This window comes from Neisseria lisongii, assembly GCF_028463985.1.
Classification (GTDB): Bacteria; Pseudomonadota; Gammaproteobacteria; order Burkholderiales; family Neisseriaceae; genus Neisseria; species Neisseria lisongii.
Window position 1 is genome coordinate 1,581,903 of sequence record NZ_CP116766.1, and the last position, 13,324, is coordinate 1,595,226.

The following is a 13,324-nucleotide window of genomic DNA, read 5'->3' on the forward strand; positions in this document are numbered from 1 at the left end:
AGGGCAATGCCGTCTGAAAACCGAAGGTTTCGCTAAAACGAGCAAAGCGAGTTTCTGCGAAGCGATAGTGGATTCACTGAATAATCCATGCAATTTAATCCGGCACTCGTAGGGTCGCACCAAAGCACGCACCTGCCCTGTGCGTTTTATATCGAAGCCGTCTGAAAATCTGATTTTAGCTTCGCAGAAACTCGTTACACTCGTTTTAGCGAAACCTTTGGTTTTAGCTGCGCAGAAACTCGCTACGCTCGTTTTAGCGAAACCTTCGGTTTTCAGACGGCTTAGATAAGCATTGGCATACTCATCATTTGAATGGTGCGTTTACTATCGTGAATTCACTTTAAAGTATTACAGCGTTGGCTCGCCTAGCCGTACTACCTGTACTGTCTTCGGCTCGCCGCCTTGTACTACTTTTAAAGTGAATCCACTATATAATCAATCAGTTTTACCCTTACTCACCATTTCCCATGCCGTTTCCACCGCCACCATCAGGCTTCCCGAATCGGCCTTGCCGCTACCGGCCAAATCAAGCGCCGTGCCGTGATCGACTGAGGTGCGGACAAACGGCAACCCCAGCGTAATATTCACGCCCTGCCCGAAACCGGCATATTTGAGGGTCGGCAATCCTTGGTCGTGATACATCGCCAGCACCGCATCGCCGTTTTTCAGCATAAACGGCTGAAACACCGTATCGGCGGGATACGGGCCTTTGGCGTCAATGCCCTCGGCCTGCAGGTTTTCCAGCGCAGGGATAATAATATCGATTTCCTCATGCCCCAAATGGCCGCCCTCGCCGGCGTGGGGATTGAGGCCGGTAACCAGTATGCGTGGGGTGGCAATCCCGAATTTGTGTTTTAAATCATGGTGCAAAATGCGGGCAACGCTCTCGACCAAAGGCTGCGTAACAGCGGCGGCGATGTCTTTCAGCGGCAAATGGGTCGTTACCAAAGCCACCCGCAAACCGCCGCCCGCCAACATCATCACCACTTGCGGCGTGCCGCTTTTTTCGGCAAGGTATTCGGTGTGTCCGCTGAAAAAACCGCCGCCCGCCATGCCTTCGTTAATCACGCCTTTGTGCAGCGGCGCAGTAACCATCGCCGCAAACAGGCCGTCTGAAATGCCTTGATATGCCGTGTCCAACAGTTGCAGCACATAATCAGCATTGGCCGGATTGAGCCTGCCCGCTTCGCAGGCGGCGTTCAGCGGAATATGGTACACGTCTAACACGCCTTTTTCAGGCTTTTCAGACGGCCTTCCCGCCTGAAAATCACGCAATACCACCTCTTTGCCCAATGCGGCGGCACGCCGGCGCAACAGATCTTTGTCGCCCAAGACCACGCAGCGGCAAGGCAAATCGGCAAACGCCAAATCCAAACAGATATCGGGGCCGATGCCCGCAGGCTCGCCACTGGTAACGGCTAAAATCGGGGTCATGTCAGTGTTCCTTTTTTTGTTGTCGGGACGGAATAAATTTAACGCTGAATTTTTCGACAACATCTTAATTTATCAATACTATTTCCGTACGCAGCGGCTGCGGAAATCGCTCTGCTCCACATCAAAATGCTGTTTATCCAAACGGGTTACGGTATAGGTTTGCGGCGTATGGTCTTGCACTGCCTGCTGCAACAGGGCAAACAGGGCTGTTTCTTCTGCCTGTAATTCGGGCGAGGCTGCCAATGCTGCCGATGTTTCATCGCTGTAACGGCGTTCGATACTTGCCTGTTGCGGCGTTTCCGTCAGTTTCTGCTTGTTCAGCGACCATGTTCCATCGCCCTCAATCGCATAAGCCCATTCCGAACCGTCTGCCGCTTTAATCCGAACCAGCTCTTTTGCCTGAAATGTGCCGTCGGCACGGTAAACCGTTTCCGTTTCGCCCTGTGCGATTTCTGCCCGGGTTTCGCAATGCCATCCGCCGACCAGATTTTTCGGCGACACGCCCGCTGCCTGCGCTGCAGTGCATACCAAAAGAGCGGCTGAAATACTGAGTTGCTTCATCATAACCGTGTCTTTCAAATTTTTCTGCTTAAAAATGAAAAGTAAATGATAACATATTCTATTTAATATATCGTGCAATCCACCCAAGCCGTCTGAAAACGGTATGTTCAGACGGCCTCGGCTGATTTTTCCGGCAAGGTCGGTAAAATTCCGCCATACTTTTGTTTTGAAAATCACTTACCGACTCTATGCTGACCCGCCAAATGATTTTAGACTATGCCGCCGAACGTTACGGCGTGCCGCCTGATTTTCCGTGGGCGAAACACCCTGCTTATGCCGTTTTGCGCCACCGTGCGGCGCACCGGCGCTGGTTTCGCTGCTGATGAATATTCCTGCGGCCAAACTGGGGCTGCCGAATGGTTCGGATACCGAGATTATCAATCTGAAATGCGAACCTGCCCTGCTCGGCGGCCTGCGCCAAAGCAGCGGCGTGTATCCTGCGTATCATATGAATAAGGAACATTGGTTCAGCTTGGATTTGAACAGTGATTTTGCGGCGGAAGAAGTGTTGCGGCTGCTGGATTTGAGTTTTGATTTAACCCGCTGAGGCCGTCTGAAAACCGCTGTTGCGGCATTCGTTCGGTTCAACGCCCGAACAAATGGCCGATCATTTCTATCTGTTCTTCGCTGACTTCTGCGCCCAATTTTGCCGCCACCGCCCATTCGCCGCTCAAGCCGTATTGTTCGGTGCATTCTGCCCATTTTTCCGCCCGCACTTCATCACCGGCTTTGTCGGGTAGGGTTGGGGATTTGATGATGGTCTGTAATTTGGGATTCATGTTGCTTCCTTTGCTGCCAACAATAATGCCGTCTGAAAAGTGCATTTTCAGACGGCATTGGATTTGGCCCGGCGGTTTTACGCCTGCCTTAGTCTTTCAGTTTTGCCAACTGGGTTTGCACTTTCGCCATTTTGTCTTCCAACTCTGCCAATTCGGCTTTGTCTTTTTCCACCAGATGTGCCGGTGCTTTTTCGGTGTAGCCGGGTTTGGAGAGTTTGGCGTTGAGTTTGTCGAGGGCTTTTTGCAGCTTCTCGGCTTCTTTACCCAAACGTGCGGTTTCGGCGGCTTTGTCGATTTCTACTTTCAACATCAGGCGTGCGCCGTTGCAGACGGCGACGGGTGCGTCTTCGCTTTCGGGTAAGGTTTCGACCAATTTGGCTTCGGTCAGTCGGGTCAGTGCCGGAAGGTATTTGAGCAGGTCTGCCAAATCGCTGCCGCCTTCGACAAACAGCGGTGCTTTCACGTTCGGGGCTATGCCCATTTCGCCGCGCAGGTTGCGCACTGCGCCTGCCAAGTCTTGCAGGGCGGTGATTTTGTCGAATGCGGCGGGAACGATTTTGCCGTTATCCGCCTGCGGGTAGGCGGCAAGCATAATGCTGTCGGTGTGTTTGGCGTTGGCGAGCGGGGCAACGGTCTGCCATAACTCTTCAGTGATGTACGGCATAATCGGGTGCAGCAGGCGCAAAATGGCTTCCAATACCCGAACCAGTGTGCGGCGGGTGGTGCGTTGGGTGGTCGGACAGCCGGTTTGGATTTGCACTTTCGCCAATTCGATATACCAGTCGCAATATTCGTTCCACACAAATTCATACAGGGTTTGGGCGGCAAGGTCGAAGCGGTAGGTTTCAAAGGCTTCGGCAACGGCGGCTTCGGTCTGTTGCAAGCGGCCGATAATCCATTGGTCGGCAAAAGTAAACGCCAAAGGCTGGGTTTCGTCTTGACCGCAGTCTTTGCCTTCGGTGTTCATCAGCACGAAGTTGGTGGCGTTCCACAATTTGTTGCAGAAGTTGCGGTAGCCTTCGGCACGTTTGAAGTCGAAATTAACGCTGCGACCAAGGCTGGCATAGCTTGCCATCGTGAAACGCAATGCGTCGGCACCGAATACGGGAATGCCCTCAGGGAACAGTTTTTTGGTGGCTTCGACCACTTGCGGTGCTTTTTCGGGGCGGCGCAGGCCGGTGGTGCGTTTTACCAATAATTGTTCCAAATCAATGCCGTCAATCAAATCGACAGGGTCAATCACGTTACCTTCGGATTTGGACATTTTTTTGCCTTCGTGATCGCGCACGATGCCGTGAATGTACACGTCTTTAAACGGCACTTTGCCGGTGAAGTGGGTGGTCATCATAATCATGCGCGCCACCCAGAAGAAGATGATTTCGTAGCCGGTTACCAATACATTGCTCGGCAAAAAGGCTTTGAGTTCATCGGTTTCAGACGGCCAGCCGAGCGTAGAAAACGGCACCAAAGCCGATGAGAACCATGTATCCAATACGTCTTCATCACGGGTCAGACCGGTTTTGCCCGCCAGTTTTTCGGCATCTTCCTGATTGCGGGCAACATACACATTGCCTGCTTCGTCATACCATGCCGGAATTTGGTGTCCCCACCATAATTGGCGGGAAATGCACCAGTCTTGGATATTGTTCATCCATTGGTTGTAGGTATTGACCCAGTTTTCGGGGATAAAGCGGACTGCGCCGCTGTCCACCGCTTTTTTGGCTTTGTCGGCAAGGCTCAAGCCTTTGAATTCGCTGTCGGGTTCGCCGCCGTTCGGTGCGGCGGACATGGCGACAAACCATTGGCTGGTGAGCATGGGTTCAATCACCGAGCCGGTGCGGTCGCCTTTCGGAGTCATCAGGGTATGCGGTTTCACTTCCGCCAGTAAACCTTGTTCCTGCAAATCGGCAACAAGCTGTTTGCGGGCGGCAAAACGATCCAAGCCTGCGTATGATTCGGGTAGGGCAAAGCCTTGTTGCGCTTCGCCTTTGAAATTGAACACTTCGGCTTGGGCGAGGATTTTCGCTTCCAAGTCAAACACATTAATCAGGGCGGTATCGTGGCGTTTGCCGACTTCGTAGTCGTTGAAGTCGTGCGCCGGCGTGATTTTCACGCAGCCCGTGCCGAAATCTTTTTCGACATATTCGTCGGCAATCACGGGAATGGTGCGGCCGGTCAGCGGCAGGGTTAATTGTTTGCCGATTAAGTGGGTATAGCGTTCGTCTTCGGGATTGACGGCAACGGCAACGTCGCCCAGCAGCGTTTCGGGACGGGTAGTCGCCACAATCACGGCTTCGCTCGGATTGTCCGCCAGCGGATAGCGGATGTGCCACATCGAGCCTTGTTCTTCCACGCTTTCCACTTCCAAATCGGAAACCGCCGTTCCCAATACGGGATCCCAGTTCACCAAGCGTTTGCCCCGATAAATCAGACCTTGCTCATACAGGCGCACGAATACTTCGCTGACGGTTTCGGCACGCACGTCGTCCATCGTGAAATATTCCCGTGTCCAATCGGCGGAGCAGCCCACACGGCGCATTTGCTCGGTAATCGTGCCGCCCGACTGCTCTTTCCATTCCCACACTTTCTCAAGGAATTTTTCGCGCCCCAAATCGTGGCGGGACACGTTTTGCGCCGCCAGTTGGCGTTCAACCACAATCTGCGTGGCGATACCGGCATGGTCGGTACCCGGAATCCATGCGGTGTTACAGCCCTTCATGCGGTAGTAGCGGGTGAGGCCGTCCATAATCGTTTGGTTGAACGCATGACCCATGTGCAGCGTACCGGTTACGTTCGGCGGCGGCAGTTGGATGGAAAATGCGGGTTTGGATAAATCCATATTCGGTTGGAAATAGCCTCGGCTTTCCCAGTTGCGGTAATGTTTGGATTCGATTTCGGCGGGATTGTATTTGTCTAACATGATGGATATCGATATTGAATGCAGTCAAGAATATCGGGATTATAACGCAAAAAGGCCGTCTGAAAACGCTGTTTCCGTTCCCGTTTTGCTTTCAGGCAAAAAGGAAGGGATTCGGCGTTTTCAGACGGCCTCAAACCGGCAGCTTCAGGCTGCGGGTTTATTTTTTCTTATTGATGGCTTTGGCTTCTTTTTTCAAATCGGCATACAAATCGGCGTGTTTCTCTTTCAACAGCGCCAATACGGTCATATCGTTCTGATTCACGTTGGCAAGGTTGATGCGCTCGACGTGTACCAAACGCAGCAGCTCGCGCACGGGCTTGGGCATATTGCGGCCGGATTCATAGCGTGAACCGCCCGACTGGGTTACCCCGATTTGCCCCCAAAAATCAATTTGGTTCAAACCGAGTTTTTTGCGGATTTCGCGGATATTGTCAATTTTTGCAAACGACTTCATGATTTTATCCTTTTCAATTATTGTATGTGAACATAAGCGTAACAGATGATTGTCGGAAAGCCGCCCTGTTCGGGCAGCTTATGCGGTTGAATTATACAGATTTACAGGCACTTATCATCACCAAATTTGCGTTCGGATAAGCGATTGACATTTGCGCCGATAAAATACAGATAAATCAATATATTATTTGTGTATGTAAATTATCTGTCTGAAATCTTTACATAATCTTTCATCTGTTTGGATTAAGGTTTGCCGCTGGCGGGGCTGACGGTCAGGATTTCGTAACCGGTTTCGGTTACCAGCACTTCATGTTCCCACTGCGCAGAAAGCGAACGGTCTTTGGTAACCACCGTCCAACCGTCGTTGAGAATGCGCAGATGGCGTTTGCCCTGATTAATCATCGGCTCGATGGTGAAAATCATGCCCGGCTGCAACACCAGCCCCTGTCCTCTGCGGCCGTAATGCACCACCTGCGGTGCTTCGTGAAAGCCCCTACCGATGCCGTGGCCGCAAAATTCCTGCACCACTGAATAACCGGCGTTTTCGGCAACGCTCTGGCAGGCATAGCCGACATCGCCCAAAGTCGCACCCGGCTTCACCGCCTCAATCCCCGCCATCATCGAAGCGTGGGTTACGTCAATCAGACGTTGGGCAATCGGGCTGATTTTGCCCACGGCAAACATCCGGCTGGAATCGCCGTGAAAACCGTCTTTTTTAATCGTCAGATCGATGTTGATGATGTCGCCCTCTTTCAGCGGCTTATCGTCGGGAATGCCGTGGCAAATCACGTGATTGACGGAAGTGCAGCAGGATTTCGGATACGGCGGATTGCCGTAGTTGAGCGGCGCAGGATAGCCGCCCTGCACATTGACATGGTAATCGTAAACCAGCTTGTCGATTTCGTTGGTGGTTACGCCCGGTTTGACGAATTGCCCGATATAGTCGAGCGCCTCGGCCACCAAACGACCCAGCTCGCGCATTTTTTCGATTTCTTCAGGGGTTTTGATAATCACTTTATCCATAAGGTTCTTTCATAATTTTCAGACGGCCTTTGTCATCCGCCGTCTGGTTTCAATCGGGTACGCATTGCGTGAAGCCGTCTGAAAACGGGTATAAGGAATGGCTGCAAAGCGGAAAATGCAGGCGTATGCTTCCGCCTGCAAACTGAACGCACGGCAAGCAACGAACCACCCTTCCCTTTCCCATCGGCGGGACGGAGGCGGATTGTCGTTACCGGCAAGATTGCAATCCGCCAATCCAACAGCAAAACCGCTCAAACTTATATCGTGGCGTTACTTTAAAAGTAAAAAGTATTACGGCGCAGGTTGGACCTCACCCGACATTATTTCAAAAAACATTGAAAAATAATGTTTTTTCGGATTTCGTCCACACCTTGCCAACCTCAAGCCACACTCGATTTGGTATAAAAAATCCGGCGTTGCAACGATACTCGGGCTTTAAAACAGATTGTCGATCACGTCTTTATGCGCTTTCGGTTCGGCACGGCTTTCGTGGCGGTGTTCGGCTTTCGGCTGCGGTTTGGGTTCGCTTTTCACTTCGCTGCGTTCGTGGCGAACCGGCTGTGTTTCACGGCGGCTTTCGCTGCGGTTTTCACTGTGAATAGCACGGATCGGGGTTTCCCGATTTTCAGCTACGGCGGCAGGCTCTGCGGTTTCAACGCCGGAACGCTCGGTTGTGGCGGCAGTTTCACGCGGGCGGGGTTTCGGTTTCGGAGCAACACGGCGGGGCGGAGGCAGCGGGGCATCGGCGGCAGCGGTATCGCTCTCGGCGCTGTCGTTCTGCTCGGCCGGCGGCTGCGGTTGGAACAAATCCTGTCCGCCGACGGTTGCGGTTTGGCTGTTGCCTTTACCCGGTTTCCACAACTCAACCTGCGTTTGCTGTTCGGTGCGGACGGCTTCGGTGTCTTGGCGGTTGAATGTGCCGAAAATGCCGACCGCCACAATGGCGATGGCCAGCAGGCAGATACCCAACACGGCGTTAATCAGGTGTTTGGGCTTGAGTCGGAATGGTGTGTGTGAATGAGATGCGGGCATAACAAATAATTCTTGTGTGTCATCAACAAGCCGTCATGCCGTCTGAAAATGCAGCAGCTGCGTTTTCAGACGGCATCGGCGGCCAATCATCGAAACGCCTGTCGGGATTGCGGCCCGCAGGCATGTGTTATGGTAAATTATTGCGGCGTATAGTTCTGAAACAGCGTAATCACTTTCTGAACGCCCAGCGTGGTGCTGACTTTCTGCGTTACCAGTGCCTGTTCTTCAGGGGTCAGAATGCCCATCACATAAGTGATGTTGTCGTAAGTAACGATTTTGGTGCGTGCCTGAGTGGCGGCGGATACGCCCAACAGGCTGGTGCGCACTTTGGAAGTTCCCCAAGTATCGGCAACGACATCGTTGATACTGCGTGCCGGCGAAGCCACGGTAATGTAGTTATACACACCTTCGGCGGCCTGTTCGGAACGGGCAATCTGGCCGACAAACTGTTTTTCGCCCTCGCTGGACACTTGGCCGAGCAGCAGCAGACGGCGGTTGTAGCTGACTACGTTCAATTTGGGCGTATAGCCTGCGGTTTGGTTGTTTTGCCGCAGGTAGGACAATGCCGTCTGTTCCACCCGCAGCGCCATCACGTTGTCATCGGTTTGCGCACCGGTGGTGCGGCGGTCGATGGCGGATTTGGTGCCGACGGCGGCACCGCCGACCAATGCGCCCACGCAGCCGCTCAAAACGGTTGCCGCCAATACTGCGGCGAGAACCGGACGGGTGTATTGCTTGATTTTCATAAACGTCCTTTCGGAAAGTTCGGAACACGGGTTGTGCAGCCGGTTTTCTCTGTTAAACAGCGATGATGCCTGCTGCACCGGTTTTCAGACGGCCTATTTTGTCCGCCGACCGAAGCGGATTGTCTCCAAGGCTCAAATGCCTTCCAGCAGCATGGTGTCGATGCAGTCGCACAAGGCGTGAATCAGCAGGATATGGTTTTCCTGAATGCGGGCGGTGCGGGGATACGGCACATTGAGCAAGACATCATTGTCTTTGAGCATGGCGGCGATTTTGCCGCCGTCCCGACCGGTCAGGGCAACAACCTGCATATCCCGTTCGTGGGCGGCTTTAATCGCTTCAATCACATTGCCGGAATTGCCGGACGTGGAAATGCCGACCAATACATCACCTGCACGCCCCAGCGCACGCACCTGTTTGCTGAATACATGGTCGAAACCGTAATCGTTGCCGATGGCGGTGAGCGCCGAAGAATCGGTTGTCAGCGCCACGGCCGCCAGTTCCATGCGCTCCTGCTCGAAACGGCCGGTCATTTCCGCTGCGAAATGCTGGGCATCGGCAGCCGAACCGCCGTTGCCGCAGGCAAGGATTTTGCCGTCGTTCATCAGGCATTGCAGCAGCAGTTCCGCCGCCTGCGCCGTCGGTTCGACCAGCACCTGCGCCGCCTGCTGCTTGGCTTGGATGCTTTCGGCAAAATGCGCTGCTACACGTTCTTGTAATGTCGTCATCTGAATCAACCTGTAATGTTTTTCAACCATTCTATCGATGCCGCACCCTGTATCAGCACGGCATCCAAGCGGCAGTTTGCCTGCGTCAGCCCGTTTTGCTGCAGATAATATTCGGCGCTGCGCTGCATTTTCAACAGTTTGGCGGCGGAAATGCTGTATGCTGCGCCGCCGAAACGGTTGCTGTTGCGGTATTTTACTTCAACAAACACAATCGTGTTACCGTTTTTCACAATTAAATCAATTTCGCCAAACGGGCAATGCCAGTTGCGTGCCACCAGTTTGCAGCCCTGCTGCTGCAAAAATGCCCACGCCGCCTCTTCGCCCGCCACACCCTGTTTGTGCGTCAGCCGCATATTTTTCTCCCTGCAAACCGTCTGTCCCGCAGCTTTTCGACTATAATATAGCGGAAACGGTTTATTTTCCATACAGGGCGGCTATGCCGTAGCATATAAACAGTTTCCGCCCCAGCCTTAATTCTTATTCTTCATTTTCAGACGGCCTCTACCCCATCATGCTGCAAAAATACTATCAAAAAGCCTGCGACAGCCTCAGCCCGCAGACATTATACGTTGTCGCCACCCCCATCGGCAATTTGACCGACATCACCCTGCGTGCGCTGGCGGTATTGAAACACGCCGACATCATCTGCGCCGAAGACACCCGTGTAACCGCCCAACTGCTCAGTGCCTACGGCATTCAGGGCAAACTGGTGAGCGTGCGCGAACACAACGAGCAACAAATGGCGGACAAAATCACCGCCTATCTCGAACAGGGTCTGACGGTCGCCCAAGTTTCCGATGCAGGAACACCCGCCGTGTGCGACCCCGGTGCCAAACTGGCGGCAAGAGTGCGGGCGGCCGGATTTCGGGTTGTTCCCGTGGTCGGTGCCAGCGCCGTGATGGGTGCATTGAGCGTGGCGGGTGTGAGCGAGCCGAGCTTTTATTTCAACGGCTTTTTGCCCGCCAAAGCGGGCGAGCGGCAGAAACTGTTTGAAAATTGGGCAGAAGCCGATTATCCGGTGGTGATGTTTGAAACGCCGCACCGTATCGCCGCCGCCCTCGCCGATATGGCCGCCCTGTTCCCCGAACGGGAATTGATGTTGGCACGGGAAATCAGCAAAACTTTTGAAACCTTCCTCAGCGGCACCGTTGCCGAAATCCAAACCGCCCTGCAAAACGACAGCAACCAAAGCCGGGGCGAAATGGTGCTGGTCCTCCACCCCGCTCCCCGCCAAAAACACAGCGAGCTAGCCGATGCCACCCGCCACGCCATCAGCGTGTTGGCCGCCGAACTCCCCACCAAACAGGCCGCCGAGTTGGCCGCCAAAATTACCGGCGAAAGCAAAAAAGCCCTGTACGATTTTGCCTTGAGTTTGAAAAACGCCGGCTAAGATTCGGGTAAAACCATGCCGTCTGAAAATGCGTTTTTCAGACGGCATGGTTTTGTCTTCCACGCTTTTTAAGCCAGCAACATTTCCTGCATCAATTTCATGCCCCATTGCCAGCCGCCGAGTGTGCCGTCCAGCCGTCCGGCGTGCGGCGACACCAGCAGCCTTGCCCGCCACAAATCGGCGTGTTGCTGCGCCCATTGCCGGTCGCAATCGCCGCTGTTGCCAATCACCAAAGCCGTGCGGCATGGGCAGCGAACCCGTTGCAGGGTATGCACTTCGTCTTGATAAAAGGTTTCGGGTTTGGGCGACACCAAAATCATATTGCACAGGCGTTTCTGCGTCAGCATATCCGCCTGATACAGCCACGCAAGCCATGCGGCCACGCCGCTTCCGTGTGCCACTACGGCGATATGCCGCCCTTTGACTGCTTGGAATGCGGCGGCAATCTGCTGTTGCCATTGGGCAATGGTTTGCGCCGCCGATACTTCCGTGATCTGCACCTGCGGATAACTCGCCGCCCAGCGGTCGAGCCACATCGGCGGCTCGGCGGCATCTCGGACGAGAAACAAGGTCAAATCTTCAAGGGCGTAGGTATCCAACATAATCCGTTATCGTTTCTCTGCAACTCGTTACATTCGTTTTCAGACGGCATACCGCCGAAACTGTTGATTTTCATCATTTGTAATCATACGTTACCACCAACGGCGCATGATCGGAAAATTTTTCGTCTTTGTAAACATGGGCTTCAATGGCTTTTTCCGCCAACTGCGGCGTAACCATCTGGTAATCGATACGCCACCCGACATCTTTGGCATACGCCTGACCCCGGTTGCTCCACCAAGTGTAGCCCGGCGTATCGGGATAAAGCGTGCGCCACATATCGACCCAGCCGAGCCGGTGAATCACTTTGCCTATCCATTCCCGCTCTTCGGGCAAAAAGCCGGAATTTTTCTGATTGCCTTTCCAGTTTTTCAAATCAATGTTTTGATGCGCAATATTCCAGTCGCCGCAAACCACAATATCCCGCCCGGACGCTTTCATTTCTTCCAGCATCGGATAAAACGCATCTAAAAAGCGGTATTTCAACTCTTGCCGCTCGGGAGCGCTGGTGCCGCTGGGCAAATACAGGGAAATCACGCTCAAATTGCCGAAATCGCAGCGTACAAAGCGCCCTTCGCGGTCAAATTCCTCAATGCCCATGCCGATTTGCACATGGTCGGGCTTGGCTTTGCTGTACACCGCCACGCCGCTGTACCCCCGTTTTTCGGCACAATGCCAGTGGCCGTGCATACCGTGCGGATTTTTCATTTCGTCCAACAAATCCGCTTCCTGCGCCTTAAGTTCCTGCACGCACACAATATCGGCACCCGAAGCGGCGATGTATTCCCAAAAACCTTTTTTGTAGGCAGAACGGATACCGTTCACATTGGCAGAGATGATTTTCAGCATAATGGCTTTTCATGTAGTAAAGAATAGCGGCATTGTAACCGAGTTCAGGCCGTCTGAAAAACCGCTCCGTATGGAAAATAAACGATTTCAACGATATAATCCCTCTCACTGCGGTATTTTTGCCGCCCGCCATTTTTCCCACTGATTTTGAAAGCCAAAATATGTCTGATTTCCGCCAAGATTTTCTGAAATTTTCCCTTGAACAAAACGTATTGAAATTCGGCGAATTCACCACCAAAGCCGGTCGTTTGTCGCCGTATTTCTTCAATGCCGGCCTGTTTAATGACGGCGCTGCTACGCTGCAACTGGCGAAATTTTACGCCCAAGCGATTATCGAGAGCAAAGTCGAATTCGACATGCTGTTCGGCCCGGCCTACAAAGGCATTATTCTGGCGGCGGCCACGGCGATGATGCTGGCCGAAAAAGGCGTGAACGTGCCGTTTGCCTACAACCGCAAGGAAGCCAAAGACCACGGCGAAGGCGGGGTGTTGGTCGGTGCGCCGCTCAAAGGACGGGTTTTGATTATCGATGATGTGATTTCCGCCGGCACTTCGGTGCGGGAATCGGTCAAACTGATTGAAGCCGAAGGCGCAACGCCCGCCGCCGTATCTATCGCTTTGGACCGCATGGAAAAAGGCACGGGCGAACTGTCTGCCGTGCAGGAAGTCGAGCAGCAATATGGTTTGCCGGTGGTTGCCATCGCCAGCCTCAACGACCTGCTCGCCCTGTTGGAACACAATGCCGATTTCAACCGCTATTTAGAGCCGGTTCGTGCCTACCGCCAGCGTTACGGCACAGCCGCCTGATTTTT

Annotated in this window: 16 protein-coding genes; 4 read left to right on the forward strand and 12 right to left on the reverse strand. The window is 53.4% G+C overall.

Translation table 11 applies throughout. From position 1 onward, the window contains the following. Positions 1-435: 435 nt before the first annotated feature. Entirely contained in the window at positions 436-1,434 is a 999-nt protein-coding gene (gene pdxA, locus PJU73_RS07255) for a 4-hydroxythreonine-4-phosphate dehydrogenase PdxA (RefSeq protein WP_237091714.1), read from the reverse strand. Between the two features lie 78 nt (positions 1,435-1,512). Beyond that, positions 1,513-1,998, reverse strand: a complete 486-nt coding sequence (locus PJU73_RS07260; RefSeq protein ID WP_237091713.1) for a hypothetical protein — start codon at positions 1,996-1,998, stop codon at positions 1,513-1,515. A gap of 185 nt (positions 1,999-2,183) precedes the next feature. Between PJU73_RS07260 and PJU73_RS07265 the strand changes: the two genes are divergently transcribed. Both PJU73_RS07265 and PJU73_RS07270 read left to right on the forward strand, forming a co-directional pair. After that, positions 2,184-2,318, forward strand: a complete 135-nt coding sequence (locus tag PJU73_RS07265; RefSeq protein ID WP_272606899.1) for a hypothetical protein — start codon at positions 2,184-2,186, stop codon at positions 2,316-2,318. Beyond that, positions 2,318-2,542, forward strand: a complete 225-nt coding sequence (locus tag PJU73_RS07270) for an MmcQ/YjbR family DNA-binding protein (RefSeq protein ID WP_237091712.1) — start codon at positions 2,318-2,320, stop codon at positions 2,540-2,542. The genes PJU73_RS07265 and PJU73_RS07270 overlap by 1 nt, the downstream gene beginning before the upstream one ends. 37 nt (positions 2,543-2,579) lie before the next feature. On the opposite strand, the gene PJU73_RS07275 is transcribed toward PJU73_RS07270, so the two are convergent. From PJU73_RS07275 to PJU73_RS07310, 8 genes are all read right to left on the reverse strand, one after another. After that, a complete protein-coding gene (locus PJU73_RS07275; RefSeq protein ID WP_237091711.1) occupies positions 2,580-2,774 on the reverse strand; it encodes a hypothetical protein in 195 nt (64 codons plus the stop codon). An 88-nt stretch (positions 2,775-2,862) separates the two neighbouring features. Continuing rightward, entirely contained in the window at positions 2,863-5,694 is a 2,832-nt protein-coding gene (locus PJU73_RS07280) for a valine--tRNA ligase (RefSeq protein ID WP_237091710.1), read from the reverse strand. A 157-nt stretch (positions 5,695-5,851) separates the two neighbouring features. After that, complete coding sequence (locus tag PJU73_RS07285) at positions 5,852-6,148, reverse strand: helix-turn-helix domain-containing protein (RefSeq protein WP_237091709.1); 297 nt, start codon at positions 6,146-6,148, stop codon at positions 5,852-5,854. 242 nt (positions 6,149-6,390) lie between these two features. Further along, positions 6,391-7,170: a type I methionyl aminopeptidase gene (gene map / locus PJU73_RS07290; RefSeq protein ID WP_237091708.1), complete on the reverse strand. Its 780-nt coding sequence runs from the start codon at positions 7,168-7,170 to the stop codon at positions 6,391-6,393. A 435-nt stretch (positions 7,171-7,605) separates the two neighbouring features. Then, positions 7,606-8,202 carry a prolipoprotein diacylglyceryl transferase gene (locus PJU73_RS07295; protein ID WP_237091707.1) on the reverse strand — a complete coding sequence of 199 codons (597 nt, stop codon included), beginning with the start codon at positions 8,200-8,202 and terminating at the stop codon, positions 7,606-7,608. A gap of 137 nt (positions 8,203-8,339) precedes the next feature. Then, positions 8,340-8,948 (reverse strand): BON domain-containing protein, encoded by a 609-nt coding sequence (locus tag PJU73_RS07300; RefSeq protein ID WP_237091706.1) that lies wholly within the window; start codon positions 8,946-8,948, stop codon positions 8,340-8,342. A gap of 132 nt (positions 8,949-9,080) precedes the next feature. Next, complete coding sequence (locus PJU73_RS07305; protein ID WP_237091705.1) at positions 9,081-9,674, reverse strand: phosphoheptose isomerase; 594 nt, start codon at positions 9,672-9,674, stop codon at positions 9,081-9,083. A gap of 5 nt (positions 9,675-9,679) precedes the next feature. After that, positions 9,680-10,027 (reverse strand): YraN family protein, encoded by a 348-nt coding sequence (locus tag PJU73_RS07310; protein ID WP_237091704.1) that lies wholly within the window; start codon positions 10,025-10,027, stop codon positions 9,680-9,682. 158 nt (positions 10,028-10,185) lie between these two features. Between PJU73_RS07310 and rsmI the strand changes: the two genes are divergently transcribed. Then, positions 10,186-11,064 (forward strand): 16S rRNA (cytidine(1402)-2'-O)-methyltransferase, encoded by an 879-nt coding sequence (rsmI, locus tag PJU73_RS07315; protein WP_237091703.1) that lies wholly within the window; start codon positions 10,186-10,188, stop codon positions 11,062-11,064. Positions 11,065-11,132: 68 nt separating this feature from the next. Here the strand turns inward: rsmI and PJU73_RS07320 are convergent, their stop codons facing one another. Beyond that, the gene (locus tag PJU73_RS07320) at positions 11,133-11,663 is read right to left on the reverse strand and encodes an alpha/beta hydrolase (protein ID WP_237091732.1); all 531 of its coding nucleotides are present in this window, start codon (positions 11,661-11,663) and stop codon (positions 11,133-11,135) included. 76 nt (positions 11,664-11,739) lie between these two features. Then, positions 11,740-12,513 (reverse strand): exodeoxyribonuclease III, encoded by a 774-nt coding sequence (locus PJU73_RS07325; RefSeq protein ID WP_237091702.1) that lies wholly within the window; start codon positions 12,511-12,513, stop codon positions 11,740-11,742. 161 nt (positions 12,514-12,674) lie between these two features. Here PJU73_RS07325 and pyrE point away from each other — a divergent pair, with 161 nt between their 5' ends. Beyond that, a complete protein-coding gene (gene pyrE, locus PJU73_RS07330) occupies positions 12,675-13,319 on the forward strand; it encodes an orotate phosphoribosyltransferase (RefSeq protein WP_237091701.1) in 645 nt (214 codons plus the stop codon). The last annotated feature ends 5 nt before the right edge of the window (positions 13,320-13,324 follow it).